20 protein-coding genes are annotated in these 20,024 nt (G+C 68.0%); 9 read left to right on the top strand and 11 right to left on the bottom strand.

Features of this window, described 5'->3' with window-relative positions; genetic code table 11:
• Positions 1 to 136: 136 nt before the first annotated feature.
• The 4 genes from guaB to AADI75_RS07815 all read right to left on the bottom strand — a co-directional run bounded on the left by guaB (position 137) and on the right by AADI75_RS07815 (position 5,186).
• The gene (gene guaB / locus AADI75_RS07830; protein ID WP_341208475.1) at positions 137 to 1,594 is read right to left on the bottom strand and encodes an IMP dehydrogenase; all 1,458 of its coding nucleotides are present in this window, start codon (positions 1,592 to 1,594) and stop codon (positions 137 to 139) included.
• Between the two features lie 98 nt (positions 1,595 to 1,692).
• A complete protein-coding gene (locus tag AADI75_RS07825; protein ID WP_341208474.1) occupies positions 1,693 to 1,941 on the bottom strand; it encodes a carboxypeptidase regulatory-like domain-containing protein in 249 nt (82 codons plus the stop codon).
• Between the two features lie 60 nt (positions 1,942 to 2,001).
• Positions 2,002 to 3,090, bottom strand: coding sequence for a serine protease (locus tag AADI75_RS07820; protein ID WP_341208473.1), 1,089 nt, complete (start codon positions 3,088 to 3,090; stop codon positions 2,002 to 2,004).
• Between the two features lie 485 nt (positions 3,091 to 3,575).
• Positions 3,576 to 5,186 (bottom strand): phosphoenolpyruvate carboxykinase, encoded by a 1,611-nt coding sequence (locus AADI75_RS07815; RefSeq protein WP_341208472.1) that lies wholly within the window; start codon positions 5,184 to 5,186, stop codon positions 3,576 to 3,578.
• Between the two features lie 166 nt (positions 5,187 to 5,352).
• Here AADI75_RS07815 and AADI75_RS07810 point away from each other — a divergent pair, with 166 nt between their 5' ends.
• From AADI75_RS07810 to AADI75_RS07780, 7 genes are read left to right on the top strand one after another with little or no spacing between them, the layout of a single operon-like run.
• Positions 5,353 to 6,057 carry a response regulator transcription factor gene (locus tag AADI75_RS07810; protein WP_341208471.1) on the top strand — a complete coding sequence of 235 codons (705 nt, stop codon included), beginning with the start codon at positions 5,353 to 5,355 and terminating at the stop codon, positions 6,055 to 6,057.
• Entirely contained in the window at positions 6,026 to 7,591 is a 1,566-nt protein-coding gene (locus AADI75_RS07805; protein WP_341208470.1) for a stimulus-sensing domain-containing protein, read from the top strand. The genes AADI75_RS07810 and AADI75_RS07805 overlap by 32 nt, the downstream gene beginning before the upstream one ends.
• Positions 7,588 to 8,019: an HPr kinase/phosphatase C-terminal domain-containing protein gene (locus AADI75_RS07800; RefSeq protein ID WP_341208469.1), complete on the top strand. Its 432-nt coding sequence runs from the start codon at positions 7,588 to 7,590 to the stop codon at positions 8,017 to 8,019. Before AADI75_RS07805 ends, AADI75_RS07800 begins: the two co-directional genes overlap by 4 nt.
• Positions 8,016 to 8,912, top strand: a complete 897-nt coding sequence (gene rapZ, locus AADI75_RS07795) for an RNase adapter RapZ (protein WP_341208468.1) — start codon at positions 8,016 to 8,018, stop codon at positions 8,910 to 8,912. The genes AADI75_RS07800 and rapZ overlap by 4 nt, the downstream gene beginning before the upstream one ends.
• 29 nt (positions 8,913 to 8,941) lie before the next feature.
• A complete protein-coding gene (locus AADI75_RS07790) occupies positions 8,942 to 9,349 on the top strand; it encodes a PTS sugar transporter subunit IIA (RefSeq protein ID WP_028965961.1) in 408 nt (135 codons plus the stop codon).
• Complete coding sequence (locus AADI75_RS07785; RefSeq protein ID WP_341208467.1) at positions 9,346 to 9,615, top strand: HPr family phosphocarrier protein; 270 nt, start codon at positions 9,346 to 9,348, stop codon at positions 9,613 to 9,615. The genes AADI75_RS07790 and AADI75_RS07785 overlap by 4 nt, the downstream gene beginning before the upstream one ends.
• 18 nt (positions 9,616 to 9,633) lie before the next feature.
• Complete coding sequence (locus AADI75_RS07780; RefSeq protein WP_341208466.1) at positions 9,634 to 10,431, top strand: RNA methyltransferase; 798 nt, start codon at positions 9,634 to 9,636, stop codon at positions 10,429 to 10,431.
• Between the two features lie 136 nt (positions 10,432 to 10,567).
• On the opposite strand, the gene AADI75_RS07775 is transcribed toward AADI75_RS07780, so the two are convergent.
• From AADI75_RS07775 to recR, 4 genes are all read right to left on the bottom strand, one after another.
• A complete protein-coding gene (locus AADI75_RS07775; RefSeq protein ID WP_341208465.1) occupies positions 10,568 to 11,320 on the bottom strand; it encodes an EF-hand domain-containing protein in 753 nt (250 codons plus the stop codon).
• A 33-nt stretch (positions 11,321 to 11,353) separates the two neighbouring features.
• On the bottom strand, positions 11,354 to 12,733 hold the full coding sequence (gene rmuC / locus AADI75_RS07770) for a DNA recombination protein RmuC (protein WP_341208464.1): 1,380 nt from the start codon (positions 12,731 to 12,733) through the stop codon (positions 11,354 to 11,356).
• A 63-nt stretch (positions 12,734 to 12,796) separates the two neighbouring features.
• Positions 12,797 to 13,327, bottom strand: coding sequence for a peptide deformylase (gene def, locus AADI75_RS07765; RefSeq protein WP_341208463.1), 531 nt, complete (start codon positions 13,325 to 13,327; stop codon positions 12,797 to 12,799).
• A gap of 31 nt (positions 13,328 to 13,358) precedes the next feature.
• Entirely contained in the window at positions 13,359 to 13,955 is a 597-nt protein-coding gene (gene recR / locus AADI75_RS07760; protein ID WP_341208490.1) for a recombination mediator RecR, read from the bottom strand.
• A 52-nt stretch (positions 13,956 to 14,007) separates the two neighbouring features.
• Here recR and fmt point away from each other — a divergent pair, with 52 nt between their 5' ends.
• Positions 14,008 to 14,913 (top strand): methionyl-tRNA formyltransferase, encoded by a 906-nt coding sequence (gene fmt, locus AADI75_RS07755; RefSeq protein WP_341208462.1) that lies wholly within the window; start codon positions 14,008 to 14,010, stop codon positions 14,911 to 14,913.
• Positions 14,910 to 15,701, top strand: a complete 792-nt coding sequence (gene truA / locus AADI75_RS07750) for a tRNA pseudouridine(38-40) synthase TruA (RefSeq protein ID WP_341208461.1) — start codon at positions 14,910 to 14,912, stop codon at positions 15,699 to 15,701. Before fmt ends, truA begins: the two co-directional genes overlap by 4 nt.
• Here the strand turns inward: truA and AADI75_RS07745 are convergent.
• The 3 genes from AADI75_RS07745 to ilvD all read right to left on the bottom strand — a co-directional run bounded on the left by AADI75_RS07745 (position 15,641) and on the right by ilvD (position 20,019).
• On the bottom strand, positions 15,641 to 16,819 hold the full coding sequence (locus AADI75_RS07745; RefSeq protein WP_341208460.1) for a class I SAM-dependent RNA methyltransferase: 1,179 nt from the start codon (positions 16,817 to 16,819) through the stop codon (positions 15,641 to 15,643). The genes truA and AADI75_RS07745 overlap by 61 nt on opposite strands.
• Complete coding sequence (locus AADI75_RS07740) at positions 16,816 to 18,189, bottom strand: NAD(P)H-hydrate dehydratase (protein WP_341208459.1); 1,374 nt, start codon at positions 18,187 to 18,189, stop codon at positions 16,816 to 16,818. The genes AADI75_RS07745 and AADI75_RS07740 overlap by 4 nt, the downstream gene beginning before the upstream one ends.
• Positions 18,190 to 18,297: 108 nt before the next feature.
• Positions 18,298 to 20,019 (bottom strand): dihydroxy-acid dehydratase, encoded by a 1,722-nt coding sequence (gene ilvD, locus AADI75_RS07735; RefSeq protein ID WP_341208458.1) that lies wholly within the window; start codon positions 20,017 to 20,019, stop codon positions 18,298 to 18,300.
• Between the last annotated feature and the right edge of the window lie 5 nt (positions 20,020 to 20,024).

The following is a 20,024-nucleotide window of genomic DNA, read 5'->3' as shown; positions in this document are numbered from 1 at the left end:
GATCCCGGCTTTCGCCGGGATGACGGATTTTCGGCCGGCTTCGACCGAAAGTACCGGCGGGTAGACCGTGGCGGGCATCATCCCCCGCTTCTGCCAGACACGCGCCACGTAGGACAGCGGCGCGCGTCCTGACGTGTCAGCGAGTTGGATAGTTTGGCGCCTCGCGGGTGATCGTCACGTCGTGGACGTGGCTCTCCTTGAGCCCCGCGCCAGTGATCTGGACGAACTGCGCGCGCGCCTGAAGATCCTTGATCGTCGCCGAGCCGGTATAGCCCATCGCCGCCTTGATGCCGCCGACCAGCTGGTGGATCACGTCGCGCGCCGGGCCCTTGTAGGGCACCTGCCCCTCGATCCCCTCGGGCACCAGCTTGAGCTGGTCGCGGACCTCGCCCTGGAAATAACGGTCCGCCGAGCCGCGGCCCATCGCGCCGACACTGCCCATGCCGCGGTAGGATTTGTATGCACGCCCTTGGTAAAGAAAGGTTTCGCCCGGGGCTTCCTCGGTGCCGGCGAGCAACGATCCGACCATGCAGGTCGAAGCGCCGGCCGCCAGCGCCTTCGCGAGATCGCCCGAGGTGCGCAGGCCACCGTCGGCGATTACCGGCACGCCGGCCTTTGCCGCAGCCTCGGCGCAGTCCATCACCGCGGTGAGCTGCGGGACGCCGACGCCGGCCACGACCCGCGTGGTGCAGATCGAGCCCGGACCGATCCCGACCTTGATCCCGTCCGCGCCCGCGTCGATCAGCGCGCGCGTCGCCTCGCCGGTCGCGACATTGCCCGCGACGACCTGCACCGCATTCGACAGCTTCTTCACGCGCTCGACCGCGCGCGCGACCTCGCTATTATGGCCATGCGCGGTGTCGATGACGATCAGGTCGCATTCGGCGTCGACCAGCGCTTCGGTGCGACCAAATCCCTTGTCGCCGACGGTGGTGGCGGCAGCGACGCGAAGGCGGCCGGCGGCATCCTTGGTCGCCTCCGGGTACATGACCGCCTTTTCGATATCCTTGACGGTGATGAGGCCGACGCAGCGATACGCATCGTCGACAACCAGCAGCTTCTCGATGCGGCGCTGGTGGAGCAGGCGGCGCGCCTCCTCCTTCGCCACGCCAGTCGAGACCGTGACGAGATTCTCGCGCGTCATCAGCTCGGCGACCGGCTGGTTGGGGTTCTCGGCGAAGCGCACGTCGCGGTTGGTGAGGATGCCGACCAGCTTGCCGTCGCTCTCCACCACCGGAATGCCGCTGATGCGATGCGCGGCCATCAGCGCCTGCGCCTGCGCCAGCGTCGCCTGCGGCGCGATCGTGATCGGGTTGACGACCATGCCGCTCTCAAAGCGCTTGACCTGCCGCACCGCCGCGACCTGTTCGTCGACGGTCAGGTTGCGGTGAAGCACGCCCATCCCGCCGAGCTGCGCCATGACAATCGCCATGTCGGCCTCGGTGACGGTGTCCATCGCCGAGGAAAGCACGGGAATGTTGAGCGAGATGCCGCGCGTCACCTGCGTCCGCGTATCGGCCTCGCCGGGGAGCACGCTCGACGCCGCCGGCACCAGCAGCACGTCGTCGAAGGTAAGGCCGAGGCGGATGTTCATGGAACGCCGAATCCTGTGGGGTGAGGAAGTGGCGCGCCATGTAACCGCAACGGGGGCTGACGGCTAGGGGCGCATGCCGACCACGCCGCACATCGTCATCATGCGGTCTGCTGCGCCACGACGTCACTATCCACATCGGGCGTCAGCATCGCGCTGGCGAGCAGCGGCGTTCCGCCGTTGCTGACTATGAATCGGTATTCGCCGGCGGTCGGCAGATCGAGCCGGGCCGTTCCCCGCGAGTCGGTCACGTAGCCCAAATCGGCGATCTCGCCAGGTGCGCCCGTGATCGTGACGACCGCGTCGGCAATCGGAGCGCCAGCATCGTCGCGGAACGTGATGACGGTCATAACTGCTTCCTTTCATCGTGACGGACCGCCGTGCCGACACCCGACACGGCGGCCCCTGCATCAAGCGCCCATGCTCTTCCAGTTGACGAGGTTGTCGAACATATCCTTCGTGATGCGGGTCGCGGAATTGCCCGCATTCGACCCGTTGGTGTGCACACCGACGGCGAAGCGTTGACCGTTTTGCAATACCCAGACCGGCGAACCGCTCTGACCGCCGACCGTGTCGATTTCATAAGTTAGGACACGATCCGCCACGGCCTTGGTACGCTGAGCGTGGAACCATTGCTGCGCGCCCCCCTTGTCACCCGGATATCCGCTGAGGTTCAGCATCGCCGCGCGAAGGAACGCATTGTCGCGGACCGCCAGCCCGAAGGTTCCGGTCTGCGCGCCGGGACGATTGGCCGGTGGCAGGATGATCGCGCCATAATCGAACTCCCGCTTCTTCCCCTGCGACCATCCGGCGACGCTGCGCAACATCGTCCCGACATGGCTGCCAAACGGTCGAGCGGCGTCGTTCATGCCCGGGATCACCTCGATCGACCGTGCCCAGCCACCGGCGTCGTGCAGATACACGCAATGGCCGGCGGTGATCACGGTGCGCGGACTGACCATCCAGCCGGTGCCGATATAGCGCGCGCCATTGGCGGCCTGGATGCGCAACGCGCAGATCGCCCGCCACGGATAGGATGAGGTGTTCTGGACGCGCACGCGATCGTCGACGCCGAGGATCACCTCCATCGCGGCGCGATCGAGCAACTCCGGATAGCTGCCGTAGATTGCGTCGAGCGGCGCGAATTCACTATCGCCGCCGCCGGCTTCCTCGCCGGAAGAACCGATTTCCCAGTCCGTTTCGTTTTTCAGCAGTCGCGAGGCACTGTTGCTTGTCTCGCTGGCGGGTTCTTTGACGTTCGGGTTGATCCCGCCGACGGCTTCATACTCGGTTTCTGCGGCGGCAGCGGAGTCGCCACCGCCGGCATCAACCGGCAATTCGCCGGTCGTGCCGGGGTTCGTCTCGTCGATGCCGCGTGTGGAAGCCTCAACTTGATCTTTGACGGTCCTGCTCATGCAATCCTCCCATGTCTTTGAACATTGGCTGGAATGGGTGGCCGGCGACGCGATGCGGCAGGGGCGCGACTGGACGCGGCGCACGAAGTCACCGTCGCAAGTCACGTCATGTTAGACAGCAAGCAGGCGACGCTAGGCCCGGCCTTGCGCGAGAGTCGGGCGCAATACCTTACCAACGTCGACAATAACGACATGCCACAACAACGAAGCAAACCAACATACGTCTAACTGTGCCACACGCAGCATCGGCCGCGTTTGGACAGGAACGCTGGACATTGTTGTATTTATCTGGCGACTCGTCGTCTTATACTCTCGTGCCGCCGGTGCCGAAAGGCCCAAAGATTTACAATGGTCGCATCTGTGGCTGCGTCTGCTTGTTCCCGATGGCCGCCGGCCAGCGGATGTCGCCACATCTTTTTATCGACGCGCTGCTGCACGTAGGAGGGATCGGAGCGTCGCGCCGACTATCCACCGAGCCAGCCTCCGCGGGGTCCGAAAACGCGCGCGACCCCCGCCCTGTCCGGCGGAGGTCGCGACATTGTTCCGGTGCCAGTGACGGCGGTATGCGGTCAGGCGTCGGCCTTGACCGCTTTCGGTGCAGCCTCGCGGACGCCTTGATCGACGTGATCGGCGAATTGCGCGAAATTGTCGTTGAACAGGTCGACCAGCTTCGCGGCGGTCGCATCATAGTCGGCCTTGTCGGCCCACGTCGCGCGCGGATCGAGGATCGCGGTGTCGACGCCCGGTACCGCGACCGGCACCTTGAACCCGAAGTTCGGATCGGTGCGGAACTCGGCGTCGTTCAGGCTGCCGTCGAGTGCGGCGTCGAGCAGCGCACGCGTCGCCTTGATCGGCATCCGGTGGCCGGTGCCGTACTTGCCGCCCGTCCAGCCGGTGTTGACCAGCCAGCAATCGACCCCGCCCTTTGCGATCCGCTCCTTGAGCAGATTGCCGTAGACCGACGGGTGGCGCGGCATGAACGGCGCGCCGAAGCAGGTCGAGAAGGTGGCATCGGGCTCGGTGACGCCGATCTCGGTCCCCGCGACGCGCGCGGTGTAGCCCGACAGGAAGTGATACATCGCCTGATCGGGGGTCAGCTTCGCGATCGGCGGCAGGATGCCGTACGCGTCCGCGGTCAGCATCACGATGCTGCGCGGGGTGCCGCCCATATTCTCTTCCGACGCATTGGGGATGAAGTCGATCGGGTAAGCGCCGCGGCTGTTCTCGGCGAGGCGGTTGTCGTCGAGATCGAGCTGGCGCGTCACCTCGTCCATCACGACGTTTTCGAGCACGGTGCCGAACCGCTTGGTGGTGGCGAAGATCTCGGGCTCGGCGTCGGCCGACAGCCGGATCATCTTGGCGTAGCAGCCGCCCTCGAAATTGAAGACCGCGTCGTCGGACCAGCCATGTTCGTCGTCACCGATCAGCGTGCGCTTCGGATCGGCGGACAGCGTCGTCTTGCCGGTGCCCGACAGGCCGAAGAACACCGCGGTGCGGCCATCCGCGCCCATGTTCGCCGAGCAGTGCATCGGCATCACGCCGGTTGGCGGGAGCAAATAGTTGAGGATGCCGAACACCGACTTCTTCATCTCGCCGGCATAGCGCGTGCCGCCGATCAGGATCAGCTTCTCGGTCATGTTGACCGCGATCACCGTCTCGCTGCGGCAGCCGTGGCGCGCGGGATCGGCGCGGAAGCTCGGCAGGTCGATGATCGTGTAGTCGGGGACGAAGCCCTTGAGGTCCTTTTCCTCTGGGCGGACCAGCATCGTGCGGATGAACAGGTTGTGCCACGCCAGTTCGTTGATGACGCGAACGCGGACGCGGTGCGACGGCTGCGAGCCACCGTAGAGGTCCTGGACGAAGAGGTCGCTCTTGGTGCCGAGCGCGGTGAGGAAATCAGCCTTGAGCGCGGCGAAATGCGCCGGGTCCATCGCCTTGTTCGACTTGCCCCACCAGACGGTCGATTCGGTTTCGGCATCGCGGACGATGAACTTGTCCTGCGCCGAACGGCCGGTGTGCGCGCCGGTCTCGACGACCAGCGGGCCGTCGGCGGAGAGCTTGCCCTCGCCGCGCGCGACTGCGGCTTCGGTCAGGCGGGCGGTGACGAGGTTCCAGTGCAACGTGGCGCGGGTTTCGATGCCCTGCGTCTCCAGCCCGGCGTCGGGAATGCGATGGCTCAAAGGTCCGTCCTCCAAAGTGCGCCTTCATGGGCGCGTTCGATGGCGGAGAAATACGATGGTACGCGCCTCGCGTCAAACACGTTAAACAAAATGTCATGGCGCGCGACCATTGAGCGGTGGCGCGCTTTGGCCTACCCCCTCCGTTTGTGATGCACGGGACCAATCCATGACCGCCACGATCGCGCTGGTCGACGACGATCGCAACATCCTGACGTCGGTGTCGATCGCGCTGCAGGCCGAGGGGTTCATGACCCGGCTGTATTCGGACGGCGAGGCGGCGCTGAAGGCGCTGACCGACAATCCGCCCGACCTCGCGATCTTCGATATCAAGATGCCGAAGATGGACGGACTGGAGCTGCTCCGGCGCTTGCGCGAGAAGAGCCGCCTGCCGGTGATTTTCCTGACCAGCAAGGATGACGAACTGGACGAGGCGCTGGGCCTGGCGATGGGGGCGGACGATTATATCGCCAAGCCCTTCAGCCAGCGGCTGCTGATCGCGCGCATCCGCGCGATCCTGCGCCGCACCGAGCCCGCACAGGCCGGTGGCGAGGGCGAGGCCGAGGCGCAGGGACCGATCGAGCGCGGACGGCTGCTGATGGACCCGGCGCGGCATCGCGTGACGTGGGACGGCAAGCCGGTGACGTTGACTGTGACCGAATTCCTGATCCTCGAGACGCTGGCGCAGCGCCCCGGCATCGTAAAGACGCGCAACCAGTTGATGGACGCGGCGTATCAGGACGACATCTACGTCGACGACCGCACCATCGACAGCCACATCAAGCGCGTGCGCCGCAAGTTCCGCGAAGCCGATCCCGCCTTCGATTCGATCGAGACGCTGTATGGCGCCGGCTACCGCTTTTCGGAGGAGTGACGCCGCCGAACAGGCACGCGCGTGGTCGGGCAAGGTTTCGCTCACCCCGCGCATCCTGGCGGTCAACGTGCTGGCGCTGCTGCTGCTGGCGGGCGGGTTCTTCTATCTCGAATCGTTCCGCAGCCGGATCCTCGACCAGCGATCGACCCAGGCCGCGCGCGAGGTGCGATTGATGACCGAGGCGCTGGCGCCCATCCCGCTGGAGACCCGCGACGCGACGATCGCGCGGTTGGCGGAGGAAACCGGCACGCGCGTGCGGCTGTACGATCGTGGCGGCGCGCTGCTGGCCGACAGTCGCGCGCTGGGCATCGGCAATTTCCGGCTCGACGATCCCGACGACGACCCGCTCGCACGCCGCAGCGCGCGCTGGCTGGACGCCGCGATCGACCGTATCGTCCGCGCGCCACTCGCACCCGGCTATCGCGAGCAACGCGACGGACGGCGCTGGCCCGACGTGCGCGCGGTCTTCGCGGGCGCGGCAAGTGCGCAGACGCTGTGGCGCGCGCCCGATCGCACCCCGGTCATCACCGCCGCCGCGCCGCTGGGGCCCAACCTCGCGCTGCTGACCGCGGTCAACGCGCGCGACGTCACAGAACGGGTGCGCGCCGAGCGCTACCGGTTGAGCGTGGTGGTGCTGGTGGCGAGCGCGATCTCGATCGGGCTGTCGCTGTTCCTCGCGCGGACGATCGTCGTGCCGCTGCGCTCGCTTGCGCGCGCCGCGGTGCGCGTGCGGCTGGGGCGCGCGCGCGAAGTGACGGTGCCGCGGCTGCCCGAGCGGCGCGACGAGATCGGCATGCTGGCGCGCGCGCTGTCCGACATGACGCTGGCGCTGCGCGCGCGGATCGACGCGACCGAAGCGTTCGCCGCCGATGTGACGCACGAGTTGAAGAACCCCCTCGCCTCGCTGCGCTCCGCGACCGATGCGCTCAGTCGCGTCGAGCAGCCCGAGTTGCGCGCGAAGCTGCTGGCGATCGTCAACGACGACGTCCACCGGCTCGACCGGCTGATCAGCGACATTTCCGAAGCCTCGCGGCTCGACGCGCAATTGAGCCGCGCGACCTTCGAACCGGTCGACGTCGCCGCGATGCTGGCGGCGATGGTCGGTGAGCGCGAGGCACGTGGGCCGGCGCATGACGTGCGCGTGCGCTTCGATCCGCTCGACGACGATCTGGTCGTGGCGGGCGAAGGCGCGCGGCTGGAGCGCGTGTTCGCCAATCTGATCGACAATGCGATCTCCTTCTCGCCCGAGGGCGGCACGGTGACGATCGCGGCGCGGCGCGACCGCTCGATGCTGGAGGTCTGGGTCGAGGACGAGGGGCCGGGCGTGCCCGAGGAAGCGCGCGAGGCGATCTTCCGTCGCTTCCATTCGGTGCGCCCGTCGCAGGAGACGTTCGGGCAGCATTCCGGGCTGGGGCTGGCGATCGCGCGGACGATCGTCGAGGCGCATCAGGGCGAAATTGGAGTCGAATCGCGCGAGGACCGACTGAGCGGCGCGCGCTTCGTGGTGCGCTTGCCGCTGGCGCCGCGCGCATGACCGCGACCATCCACGCGACCTGCGTTGCGATCGGCGCGCGTGGCGTGCTGCTGACCGGTCCGTCGGGCGCGGGCAAAAGCGACCTGGCGATGCGACTGATCGACCGCGGGGCCGTTCTGGTCGCTGATGACTATACCGTGCTTTCGCAGGAAGATGGCGTGCTGATCGCGCGCTCCCCTGCCACGATCGCCGGGCGAATGGAGGTGCGCGGGATTGGGATCGTCGCGCGCCCGACGTGCGCCACCGTGCAGATCGCGCTGTCGGTGGTGCTCGCCAGCGAGGACGAGCGGCTGCCCGAACCGCGCGCCATCGTGCTCGACGGCGTCACCGTCCCCGAAGTCGTGATCGATCCGCGTTGGCCGTCCGCCCCGATCAAGGTCGAATGGGCGCTGGCCGAACAACCGCCTGTCAGAGAGGCCGAGCGATGAACGAAGTGCTGCTGGTGACCGGGATGGCCGGGGCGGGTGTCTCCACCGTGCTGAAGACGCTGGAAGATCTCGGCTGGGAGACGATCGACAACGTCCCCCTTTCGTTGTTGCCGCGCGTCGTTGCGCCGCCTGCCGACCCCGACGAGGCCCCGCGCCCGCTGGCGATCGGCTTCGGCACGCGGACGCGCAACTTCGATGCCGACACCGCGCTGCGGCGCTTCGAGGAATTGCGCCAGCGCGGCGACAATGTCGGGTTGCTGTTCCTCGATTGCTCGGGCGAGGAACTGACCCGGCGTTTCGCCGAGACGCGGCGCCGCCACCCGCTGGCCGACGACCGCCCGGCGGTGGAAGGCATCCAGCGCGAGCGGCGCCTGCTCGCACCGCTGCGCGAGCGCGCCAACCGGCTGATCGACACCACGACCTTCAAGGCCAATACCCTGGCCCAGCAGGTGCGCGAGGTGTTCGCGCGCGACACCGGGGTCGGCACGACGCTGACGATCGAATCGTTCGGCTTCGCGCGCGGCATCCCGGCCGGGGTCGATATGGTGTTCGACATGCGTTTCTTGCGGAACCCGCATTGGGACCCGACGCTTCGTCCCCATACGGGACAGGACCTGGCCGTCGCGGCCTATATCGCTGCCGATCCCGCCTACGAGGAAGCGGTGGGCAAGATCGAGGATCTGCTGCTGCTGCTGCTGCCGCGGTATCGTGCAGAGGGAAAACCTTACGTCACGGTGGCGTTCGGCTGCACCGGGGGCAAGCATCGCTCGGTTCACGTCGCCGAGCGCGTCGCTGGACGGTTGCGCGACGCGGGATTATGCCCCACCATCGTGCATCGGGACCTTGCGGCGGCCCCGCAGGATGCGCTCGAGGGACGCCCACAGGGTCAATGAACGGATTGTCGAAGCAAATGTCGGGGCCAGTGATCGGTTTGGTGCTCGTCACCCACGGGCGGCTGGCCGATGAATTCGTGGTCGCGATGGAGCATGTCGTCGGCCCGCAGCGGCAGGTGCGCACCGTCGCGATCGGGCCGGAAGACGATATGGAGGCGCGCCGCGCCGACATCGCCGCCGCGATCGCCGAGGTCGACGAAGGCCGCGGCGTGATCGTGCTGACCGACCTGTTCGGGGGCACGCCGTCGAACCTCGCCATCTCGCTGATGGAGCGGGGGCGCGTCGAGGTGATCGCGGGAATCAACCTGCCGATGCTGATCCGGCTCGAATCGGCGCGCAAGGCGATGACCGTCGTTGCGGCGGTTGCTGCCGCGCGCGAGGCGGGACGCAAGTATATCTCGGTGGCGTCCGAGGTGCTGGGCGAGGCCGCGGCATGACGGTGTCGCGTACGGTCGAAGTCACCAACCGCCGTGGGCTGCACGCGCGCGCCAGCGCCAAGTTCGTCACGCTCGCCAGCGGACAGCCTGCGCCGGTCAAGGTGGCCAAGGGCGATTCGGAGGTGATCGGGACGTCGATCATGGGGCTGATGATGCTGGGTGCCGCCAAGGGCGACCATATCACCATCTCCGCCGAGGGCGAGCAGGCCGAGAACGTGGTCGAGGCGATGTGCGCGCTGGTCGAGGGCAAGTTCGGCGAGGACTGATCCTTCGCTGCGTCGCTTATGCCCAAGGTCATTACCTCCTTCTCCAATCCGCTGGTCAAGCGCGTGCAGGCGTTGCGCGACAAGCGGCATCGCCGCGAGGAAGGGCTGTTCCTCGCCGAGGGGTTGCGCATCCTGACCGAGGCGCTGGAGACCGGGCGCATCCCGCGTATCCTGTTCTTTGCGGCGGCAAGCGCCGGGCATCCCTTGGTCCGCGCGCTGATCGACGCGGTCGAGGGCGATTATGGCGAAGCGGTCGAGACGACGTCCGACATCCTCTCGAAGCTGTCGGGCAAGGACAATCCGCAGGCTGTGGTCGGCGTGTTCGACACGTTCGAGACCACGCTCGGCGACCTCGATCGCAGCGCCGCACCGATCTGGCTGGTCGCGGAGCGGCTGCGCGATCCCGGCAATCTCGGGACGATCCTGCGCACCGGCGACGCGGTCGGCGCGGGGGCGCTGATCCTCGTCGACGAATGCGTCGACCCCTTTTCGACCGAGGCGGTGCGCGCGAGCATGGGGGCGCTGTTCACGGTGCCGATCGTGCGGGTGATCTGGCCGGAGTTCCTGTCGTGGCTGCGCGAGGGGCCGGGGCAGCTGGTCGGGCTGAGCTTGCAGACCGAGAACGGCTATCGTGACGCGCCTTATACCGCGCCGACCTTCCTGCTGACCGGCAACGAGGCGCAGGGGCTGCCTGAGGAATATGAATCCGAGTGCGACCTGCTGGTGAAGATGCCGATGCTGGGCAAGGCCGACAGCCTGAACGCCGCGGTGGCGACGGCGGTGATGGCCTATGAGGTGCTCGCGCGGCATCGGTGACGGGGTGGCTTGCGCAAGGCTTGTCCTGCCGCCCTTCCGTCACCCCGGACCTGATCCGGAGTCCCGCTATGCCCCACGCCAGGGAGAAGCGGGATCCCGGGTCAGGCCCGGGATGACGGTATCGACGAGCGAGGTCTTAGTCGCGCTTGTGCCAGTCCGCAGGAACGCCGCTCAACAGCGTCCACGGCAGCATATATTGACGATATTCCTCGCTGCTGACGCGACCGTCGCGATTGTGATCGAGCAGGTCCATCCACTTGCGCTCACCGGCCGGATCGCGCGCACCGGGCGGCGGCGCGGGCGGCAGCGACGTATCACGATGGCGGTCGCGCGGCTCCAGCTTGCCGACTTCTACGGCGTCGAAATAGCCGGAGTGATCGGTGTCCATCGAGGCGAAACTCTCTCGCAGATAGGCGTCTGCCTCATCAGAACCAACCTTTCGCGCAGCGACCGTGCGCCCTTTTTCGTCGAACATCGGCGATGCACTCGGGTCGGCGGCGGGTACGTCCTGCGCGACGGATGCGAGCAATGCGAGGATCGTGATCATGAACAGTCCTTGGGTCGGGAGGGTGCGTGCCCCCGCCCCGACCTGCGGGACGGCGACTGCCCCTGCCTCGCCCGATGCCCCGCCGCCCGACAGGTCCGACGCATGGGGTACCAAAGGCTGGTACCCTTCCGAAGCAGCGAGCAGTCGCGCCGCATCGAGCGACGACGACACGCCGAGTTTCGCCCGCGCCATCTTCAGCCGCTTCTCGACAGCGTGCGGGGAGATGCCCAAGTCGAGCGCCATCTCCTTTGCGGTCTGCGGTAGCAGGCGGCGGCGCAGGCACTCCTTCTCGCTCTCAGTCAACCGCGCCAGCATCACGTTCTTTCGCTCATCGGGCTCCACACCGCGCCCCTTATCGCAGCCCGGTCAGGATCGCTATTCCGCTGCATCCTCCACCGCGACCAGCTTGGTGAGCGGGCGCGCGGCCTGTTCGCCGACCGGCAGCGTTTCGATCGTCTTGTTGCCGGTGTCGATGTTGAGCGTCTCGAAACGGCGCGCGCTGGTCAGCACCTGACTTTCCAGACTGCCGACGAAGCTGTTGTACGCGCCCATCGCGGTGTCGAGGTTCTTGCCGAGCCGCGCGACATGCCCGCCCATCACCGCAAGACGCTGGTACAATTCCTTGCCGAGCGCCCCGATTTCCTGTGCCTCGCGCGCCAGCTTCTCCTGCCGCCACACCGCCGAGACGGTGCGCGCGATCGCGATCAGGTTGGTGGGCGTCGCGAGCAGCACGCGGCGCTCGAACGCATAATCCCAGAGCCCCGCGTCATGTTCGAGTGCGGCGGAGAGGAAATGCTCGCCGGGGACGAACATCACGACATATTCGGGCGCGTCGTCGAATTGCGTCCAATAGGCCTTGGCGCCCAGCGCGTTGACGTGCGCGCGCATCGAGGCGGCGTGTGCGGCGAGCCCCAGCTGCCGCTCGCCCTCGTCGACTGCGCCGAACGCGTCCTGATAGGCGTTGAGCGACACCTTGGCATCGACGATCAACGACTTGCCGCCGGGCACGCGGACGATCGCATCGGGGCGCAGCCGCGCGCCTTCCTCGCCGGTGACGCTCACTTCCATGCGGAAGTCGGTGTGCTCGGCAAGCCCGCATGATTCGAGGACGTTGCGAAGTTGCTGCTCGCCCCAGCGCCCGCGCGCCTTGGGGGCGTTGCGCAGCGCGTTGACCAGTTTGGCCGCCTCGCCCGAGACGCGCTCCTGCCCGACGCGCATCGCCTCGATCTGGCCCTTCAGCTCCCCGAACGCATCGCGGCGCTCGGCCTCGACCTTGGCGACGCCCTCTTCGTACCGCAGCAGGCGGTCGTTGACCGGCTGGAGCAAGGCGCGCAGCCCCTGCCCCGATTGCTCCTCGGCTTGCCGGAAGCGCGCCTCGGCGCGTTCGAGGAACTGCTTCTGCGCCTCGCCAAGCGCGTTCTGCGCGACCTCGCGGAAGCGCAGGCTCATCTCGTCGGCGGCGGTGCGCAGATCGGCGATGCGCTGCTCGGCGGCGCGGCCCTCCGCTTCCAGCCGCGACACCTGCAACCGGGCCGCCTCGCGCTCGTCCCGCGCCTGCGTCAATTCGGTGCGCAGCGTCTCAGCGGCGCGGGCGCGTTCCTCCGCGCCGGCAAGGTCGGTGATCGCGCGCTTGAACTGCTCGATCTGCGCGTCACGCTCCTGACGGAAACCGGCCGCCTCGCGCTTGCCGGCGAGCCAACCGAGCAGGGCACCGAGCGCGAGCGCCAGGAGAGCGACGAGGACATATTCGATCATGCCGGGAACATAGATCGAACGAGGCGGCAGCGACAACCGTTAATTGTCGCGCCCCGCCCTGGATCAGCCGCGGCGGAGCTTGTCGAGCTTCTTGAGCAACATGCCGCGCTTCAGCCGCGAGATGTGGTCGATGAACAGCACGCCGTTCAGATGGTCGATCTCATGCTGCATACATGTCGACATCAATCCGTCGAACTCGGCCTCCTGTCGCGTACCATCGGTGTCGAGCCACGCAACCCGGCAGCGCGTCGGGCGGGTGACCTCCGCATATTGCTCGGGGATCGACAGGCAGCCTTCATTGTAGCTCGCCGTCTCCTCGCTAAGCCACATGATCTCGGGGTTGATGAAGGCGTGCGGGTCGCGCGCCGCCTCGCGCGGCTCGCCTTCTTCCAGCTCGCGCTCCTGAAGATCGATGACGACGATCCGCTGCATGATGCCGACCTGCACCGCCGCCAGCCCGATCCCGTGCGCGTCGTACATGGTGTCGAACATATCCGCGACGATCGCGCGGACGTCGTCGTTCACCTCTGCAACGGGCGCGGCGGTTTCGCGCAGACGCGCGTCGGGGACTTCTACGATCGGGAGTATGGCCATGCCGCGGCGCTATAAGCGCGGCCCCGGCCCGTCAAGCGACCGGGCGGCGCGCGCGCAGTGCCTGCGCCAGCGTCCCTTCGTCGAGATAATCCAGCTCGCCCCCGACCGGCAGACCGTGCGCGAGCTGCGTCAGGCGCACCGGATAACGCTCCAGCCGCTCGGCGAGATAATGCGCGGTCGTCTGCCCTTCGAGCGTGGCGTTCATCGCGAGCACGACCTCATCGACCGCACCATCGGCGACGCGTGCGATCAGACCGTCGATCGCGAGGTCCTCGGGACGGACGCCTTCCAGCGCCGACAGCCGTCCGCCCAGCACATGAAAACGGCCGGGAAACAGCCGGCCACGCTCCAGCGCCCACAAGTCGCTGACATCCTCGACGACGCACAGGCTTCGCGGATCACGGCGCGGATCGACGCAGATCTGGCAGGGGTTACTGGTATCGACATTCCCGCAATTTTCGCAGGTTGCAAGCCGTTCCTCGACCACCGTCAACGCCGCGCGAAGCGGCACCAGCGATGCCTCGCGACGCTTGAGCAGATGGAGCACCGCGCGCCGCGCCGAGCGCGGGCCGAATCCGGGGAGCCGCGCCAGCGCGCTCGTCAGCGCCTCGATCTCGGGGGATGCCATGCGGAACAGATAGGGGGTTGCACCGCGCGCCGCCAGCGTGTCGAGAGAAGCGATGCGGATCATCTTCATGGGAACCCCGGCGTTCGCGGTGCCGACGCTGGAGGCACTGGTGGCGGACGGGCACGAGGTGGTGGCGGCGTACAGCCAGCCGCCACGGCCCGGCGGGCGGCGCGGGCGCGAGCTGGTGCGCTCTCCGGTGCATGTCCGGGCGGAGGAACTGGGCGTACCGGTGCGCACACCGGTAACGTTGCGTGACCCTGACGCACAGGCGGTGTTCGCAGCGCACGCAGCGGATGTCGCGGTGGTGGCGGCCTATGGGCTGATTTTGCCGCGCGCGGTGCTGGAGGCGCCGCGGCTGGGGTGTTTGAACGTTCACGGTTCGCTCCTGCCGCGGTGGCGCGGGGCGGCGCCGGTGCAGCGTGCGATTTTGGCCGGCGATGCCGAAACCGGAGTGGGGATCATGCAGATGGAGGCCGGGCTCGATACCGGGCCGGTACGGCTGGAGGGACGCACGCCGATCGATCGTAAGAACGCCGGGCAACTGACGGACGAACTGTCGAGAATGGGCGCGCGGTTGATGGCGGAGGTATTGCGCGACCCCGACGCTTACCCGCCGGTTGCGCAGCCGGAGGTTGGCATCACCTATGCCGAGAAGATCCGCAAGGACGAGGCGCGGCTCGACTTCGACGCCGATGCGTCGCAGGTGGTGCGGCAAGTTGCGGCCTTTGGTCCGGTGCCGGGCGCGTTCTTCGAACATGCGGGCGAGCGGGTGAAGGTGCTCGACGCCGAGGCAATCGAGGATAACGGGCCACCGGGCGAGGTGATCGACGAGGCGCTGACGATCGCCTGCGCAACGGGCGCGATCCGGCCGGTGCGGGTGCAGCGCGCCGGACGCGGGGTGATGAGCGTCGCGGAGTTGCTGCGCGGGTTCGCCATCCCGGTCGGCACGCGGCTGTGACGCGGTTTGCGCTGACGGTCGAGTTCGACGGGCGGCCGTTCATGGGCTGGCAGCGGCAGGCGCATGGCCCGAGCGTCCAGCAGGCGATCGAGGAAGCCGCGCTGGCGGTGACCGGCGAGCAGGCCGTGGTGCATTGCGCCGGACGCACCGATGCCGGCGTGCATGGGCTTGGGATGCGCGCGCATCTCGACATCGCCAAGCCGATCGGGGCGTTTCGGCTGGGCGAAGCGCTCAACGCGCGACTGCGTCCCGCACCGGTGTCGATCGTGGAATGCGTCGAGGCTTCCGAAGATTTTCACGCGCGATTTTCGTGTCTTGCGCGTTCCTATGAATACCGGATCGTCAATCGTCGGTCGCCGCTTACCTTCGAAAAGGGGCTGGCATGGCAAATACCGCAGCCGCTGGACGCCTCCGCAATGCACGAAGCGGCGCAGGTGCTGGTCGGCGCGCATGACTTCACCACCTTCCGCTCGGCGCACTGCCAGTCAGCGAGCCCGTGCAAATCGATCGACTGGTTCGAGGTGGTGCGGGACGGCGAACGAGTAACCGCCCGCGTCGAGGCACGATCGTTCCTGCACCATCAGGTGCGCTCGATGGTCGGCTGCCTCGTGCTGGTCGGGATGGGCCGATGGTCGCTAGCCGACTTAGGCGACGCGCTCCGCGCCGCCGATCGCGGCCGGTTGGGACTCAATGCGCCGCCCGATGGGCTGTTCTTCGTGAAAGCGTCCTACCCCGGCGATCGACTGAAACGCGACGCCAACTCAACGTGCGTCGACCAGCGGAACTGACCAACCGGCTGTACCCAGTCGAGCGTATAGCCCGCCTTGCACAACTCCTGAGCATCACGCGCGAAGCTACTCGGATTGCAGGAGACATAGGCAATCTTCGCCACCTTCGATGCGGCGAGTTGCAACACCTGCTCGCGCGCACCGGCCCGCGGCGGATCGAGCACGATCGCGTCGAAGCGGTCCAGCTCGGCGCTGGTCAGCGGGCGGCGGAACAGGTCCCGGTGCTCGGTAAACACCGGTCGCTGCGCGCGTCCCGCCGCGGCCTTGAGCGCCATGATCGCGTCACGCGCGCCCTCCGCGGCATAGACACGCGCGTCGAGCGAGAAGGCGAAGGTGCCGAGCCCGGCGAAGAGATCGGCGACGACCCGTGCGCCGGCGACCGCTTCCTGCGCGGCGGCGACCAGCGCGGCCTCGCCTTCGACGGTCGCTTGGAGGAACGATCCCGGCGGCAATGGCACCGCCACGTCGCCAAGCGTGATCGTCACCGGCTTGGGCTCCCAGCGGGTCTCCGGGCCGAGACCGTCGTCGAAGGCGATGCGCGCGACGCCGTTCGCCTCGGCGAACGCGGTGAGCGCGTCGTGGTGCGCGAGTCCCTCCGGGGCGACGCCCTTGACGAAGACGTCGACGCCCTGATCGGCGCGAGTCAGATGGACATCGAGCCGGCGCTTTGCCTTGAAGCTCGGGAGCAGGCGCTTGAGCGGGCGGACCAGTGCGAACAGCTCCGGCGCCAGGACGTGGCATTCGTGAAGGTCGACGATCTGGTGGCTGCGCTCGGCGGTGAAGCCGATCCGGCCCGACGGCTCGACATGCAGCGAGGCGCGGCGACGGGTGCGCGGCGGTGACAGGATCGGTGCGCGGATCGACGCACTGACACCCTGCGCTGCCAGCGCCGAGGCGATGCGATCGGTGATGAACCCCGCCCAGCTTTCGTCGTCGAGATGCTGGAGCTGGCAGCCACCGCATTCCGGATAATGGCGGCATGGCGGATCGATGTGGTGCGGGCCGGGAATGATCGCGCCATCATCGGCGAGCGTGTCACCGGGCGCAGCGAGCGCGACATGGCGGCCATCGGCGGCAATGCCTTCACCACGCGCCGCGACGCGAACGATCGTGGTCATGCGCGGGCTCCGGTCAAGGCGGTGGCAAGGTCGTCGGCGATGAAGGCCGGGCCGAGCCGGCGCGCGGCCTCGCCATGAAGCCAGACGCCCGCCGCGGCGGCCTCCAGCGGGGTGCGGCCCCCCGCGAGCATGGCCGCGATCGCGCCGGCGAGGACGTCGCCGGTGCCCGCGGTAGATAGCCACGACGACGCTTCGCCCACCAGCACCGCCTGCCCGTCGGGCGCGGCGATCACGGTGTCCGAGCCCTTGAAGACGATCGTCGCGCCGGCACGTTCGGCGGCGGCGCGGGCGGCGTCCAGCTTGCTGCCGGTCGGTGCGCCGAACAATGCGGCGAACTCGCCGGCGTGGGGGGTCAGGAGCAGCGGCGCGGTGCGCGTGCGGAGATGCTCGGGGGTGACGAGATGCAGTGCGTCGCCGTCGATCACCAACGGATGATCGGTGGCGAGCGCCTGATCGAGCAAGGCGCGCGCATTGTCGTCGCGGCCGAGACCCGGGCCGATCAGCAGCGCACCGATCCGCTTGTCGGCGAGCGCCGCCTCATCACAGCGGCGGCGGACCAGCGCATGCGGGGTGCCGGGGATCGTCGCGCCGAGCAGTTCGACATAGCCTGCGCCGGCATGCATCGCGGCGCGCGCCGCGAGCTCCGCCGCGCCAGCCATGCGGCCGCGGATGACCGCGACCATGCCGCGCGTGAACTTGTGCGCGTCAACCGGGGGGGCCGAGAAATCGGGGCGCGCGAGGACGCGGGTCGTACTGTCGGTTTCGACTCCGATCGGAATGACCCGGACCGCGCCGCAGCGCGCGGCGGCGGGTTGAAGCAAATGGGCCGGCTTGACTGCGCCGAGCGCGAGCGTGACATCAAACGTCGGGACGTCGCCCAACAACCTGCCGTTATCGGTGGAAACCCCGCTGGGAACGTCGACCGCAATGGCAATATTCGCTTGAGCTGCCAGACGGTTGAGTGCGGAACTGAATACGGTGTCGAGCGCGCGCGACAGGCCGGTACCGAACAGGGCATCAACCAGCACCGCGTCTGGCGCGGCGCTGTCGAGCGGTTCGACCGCACCGGTCCAGAGCGCGCGCGCGGCGATCGCGGCGGAGCTGCGCGGCTCGGACGCGGCGGCGACGCGAACCTTGCGGCCGGCGGCATGGAGGCGTGCGGCGGCGACATAGCCATCGCCGCCGTTGTTGCCGGGGCCGCAGAGGATCAGCACGTCGTTGACCCCCGCCAACCGGCGGACGGCATCGGCGATCCCGGCCCCGGCGGCTTGCATCAACGTCGCGACGCTGGCGCCGGCGGCAATGGCGGCGTCTTCCGCCGCGCGCATCTGGGCGGCGGTGAGCACGGAGGTTCCGGCGATTGGGGTCATCCCCCGCGCCTACCGCCTGATGGCGCCGGAGTGAAGCGGTTCGTTGTCGCGGGTAATCGTGAGAACCTCGTCATTGCTTCGCTGCGCCCGCAATGACGACGGCCGGCCTCAAATGTCCGCGTAGACGTGCCGTTCGGCCTTGGCACCGGGGTGGGTCACCGCGCCCTTGTAGGCGGGGCCCACGTTCTGCGCATAGCGCCACAGGGCGCCTGCGCCGTAATCGTTCTGGCGGGCCTGCCAACGGGCGCGGCGCTCGGCGAGCAGGCCCTCGTCGACGAGCAGGTCAATCGTCCCCGCCTCGGCATCGATGCGGATCGGGTCGCCATCCTCGACAAGCGCGATCGGGCCGCCTTCCGCCGCCTCCGGGCCGACATGGCCGATGCAGAAGCCGCGCGTGCCGCCGGAGAAGCGCCCGTCGGTGATCAGCGCGACCTTCTCGCCCATGCCGAGGCCATAAAGCGCGGCGGTCGTCGAGAGCATCTCGCGCATCCCCGGCCCGCCCTTCGGCCCTTCGTAGCGGATGATGATGACCTCGCCCTCGTTGATCCGGCGCGCCTCGACCGCGGCGAAGGCGTCCTCCTCGCAATCGAAGCAGCGCGCCGGCCCCTCGAACTGCAGGCGGTGCATCCCCGCGACCTTGACGATCGCACCATCCGGGGCGAGCGAACCGCGCAGGCCGACGACGCCGCCGGTCGGGGTGATCGGGGTGGCGACGTCGTAGATGACCTTCTGGTCCGGATTCCACGTCACCTCATCGATGTTCTCGCCGAGCGTCTTGCCGGTGACGGTGAGGCATTCGCCGTCGAGCAGACCGCCCGCCAGCATCGTCTTCATCAGCATGTAGACGCCGCCGGCCTCGTACATGTCCTTGGCGACGTACTTACCACCGGGCTTCAGGTCGGCGATGTACGGCGTTGATTTGAATGCCTCGGCGACGTCGAACAGGTCGAAGTCAATCCCGGCCTCGCTCGCCATCGCGGGCAGATGCAACGCGGCGTTGGTCGAGCCCCCGGTCGCCGCCACGACGCGTGCGGCGTTGATGAACGCGCTGCGCGTGCAGATGTCGCGCGGGCGCAGATTGCGGGCCACCAGCTCCATCACCTGCGCGCCCGCGGCGACCGCGATCTGCTCGCGCGTGGTATAAGGTGCGGGCACCATGTTGCTGTTCGGCAGCGACAGGCCGATCGCCTCGCCGACGCACGCCATCGTATTGGCGGTGAACTGCCCGCCGCACGCGCCGTGGCCCGGACACGCGACCTTCTCCAGCTCGTGCACCTCCGACAGCGGGCAGGCGCCCGCCGCATATTTGCCGACCACCTCGAAGACGTCGACGACGGTCACGTCGCGATCATGGAAGCGGCCGGGGAGGATCGAGCCGCCATAGACGAAGATCGACGGCACGTTGAGCCGCAGCATCGCCATCATCATGCCGGGCAGCGACTTGTCGCATCCCGCGAAGCCGACCAGCGCATCATAGCAATGGCCGCGCACCGACAGCTCGACCGAATCGGCGATCACCTCGCGGCTGACCAACGAGGATTTCATCCCCTGATGCCCCATCGCGATCCCGTCGGTGACGGTGATCGTGTTGAAGCGCCGCGGCATCCCACCGCCCTGTTCGACGCCGCGGCGGGCGGCATCGGCCTGCGCGTTCAGCGTGGTGTTGCACGGCGCACTGTCGTTACCCGCGGAGGCGAGCGCGACGAACGGACGCGCGATCTCCTCTTCGGTGAGCCCCATCGCGTAGTAATAGCTGCGATGCGGCGCGCGTTCGGGGCCGACCGACACGTGGCGGCTCGGCAGGCGGGATTTGTCGAAGGTCTGGGTCATGATGC

Source organism: uncultured Sphingomonas sp. (assembly GCF_964021865.1).
In the GTDB taxonomy this organism is placed as follows: domain Bacteria; phylum Pseudomonadota; class Alphaproteobacteria; order Sphingomonadales; family Sphingomonadaceae; genus Sphingomonas.
The sequence above is the reverse complement of the archived record's forward strand: the minus strand, read 5'-3'. Positions and strand labels throughout refer to the sequence as shown.

What these genes read in the sequence shown, in the direction of transcription:
- recR (WP_341208490.1), bottom strand. Translation starts at nt 13,955, where the DNA reads ATGGCATCCCCCGAGATCGAGGCGCTGACGAGCGCGCTGGCGCGGCTC.
- AADI75_RS07740 (WP_341208459.1), bottom strand. Translation starts at nt 18,189, where the DNA reads ATGACCCCAATCGCCGGAACCTCCGTGCTCACCGCCGCCCAGATGCGC.
- AADI75_RS07780 (WP_341208466.1), top strand. Translation starts at nt 9,634, where the DNA reads ATGCCCAAGGTCATTACCTCCTTCTCCAATCCGCTGGTCAAGCGCGTG.
- AADI75_RS07745 (WP_341208460.1), bottom strand. Translation starts at nt 16,819, where the DNA reads ATGACCACGATCGTTCGCGTCGCGGCGCGTGGTGAAGGCATTGCCGCC.
- fmt (WP_341208462.1), top strand. Translation starts at nt 14,008, where the DNA reads ATGCGGATCATCTTCATGGGAACCCCGGCGTTCGCGGTGCCGACGCTG.
- AADI75_RS07810 (WP_341208471.1), top strand. Translation starts at nt 5,353, where the DNA reads ATGACCGCCACGATCGCGCTGGTCGACGACGATCGCAACATCCTGACG.
- ilvD (WP_341208458.1), bottom strand. Translation starts at nt 20,019, where the DNA reads ATGACCCAGACCTTCGACAAATCCCGCCTGCCGAGCCGCCACGTGTCG.
- AADI75_RS07825 (WP_341208474.1), bottom strand. Translation starts at nt 1,941, where the DNA reads ATGACCGTCATCACGTTCCGCGACGATGCTGGCGCTCCGATTGCCGAC.
- rmuC (WP_341208464.1), bottom strand. Translation starts at nt 12,733, where the DNA reads ATGATCGAATATGTCCTCGTCGCTCTCCTGGCGCTCGCGCTCGGTGCC.
- def (WP_341208463.1), bottom strand. Translation starts at nt 13,327, where the DNA reads ATGGCCATACTCCCGATCGTAGAAGTCCCCGACGCGCGTCTGCGCGAA.
- rapZ (WP_341208468.1), top strand. Translation starts at nt 8,016, where the DNA reads ATGAACGAAGTGCTGCTGGTGACCGGGATGGCCGGGGCGGGTGTCTCC.
- AADI75_RS07805 (WP_341208470.1), top strand. Translation starts at nt 6,026, where the DNA reads ATGGCGCCGGCTACCGCTTTTCGGAGGAGTGACGCCGCCGAACAGGCA.
- guaB (WP_341208475.1), bottom strand. Translation starts at nt 1,594, where the DNA reads ATGAACATCCGCCTCGGCCTTACCTTCGACGACGTGCTGCTGGTGCCG.
- AADI75_RS07785 (WP_341208467.1), top strand. Translation starts at nt 9,346, where the DNA reads ATGACGGTGTCGCGTACGGTCGAAGTCACCAACCGCCGTGGGCTGCAC.
- AADI75_RS07800 (WP_341208469.1), top strand. Translation starts at nt 7,588, where the DNA reads ATGACCGCGACCATCCACGCGACCTGCGTTGCGATCGGCGCGCGTGGC.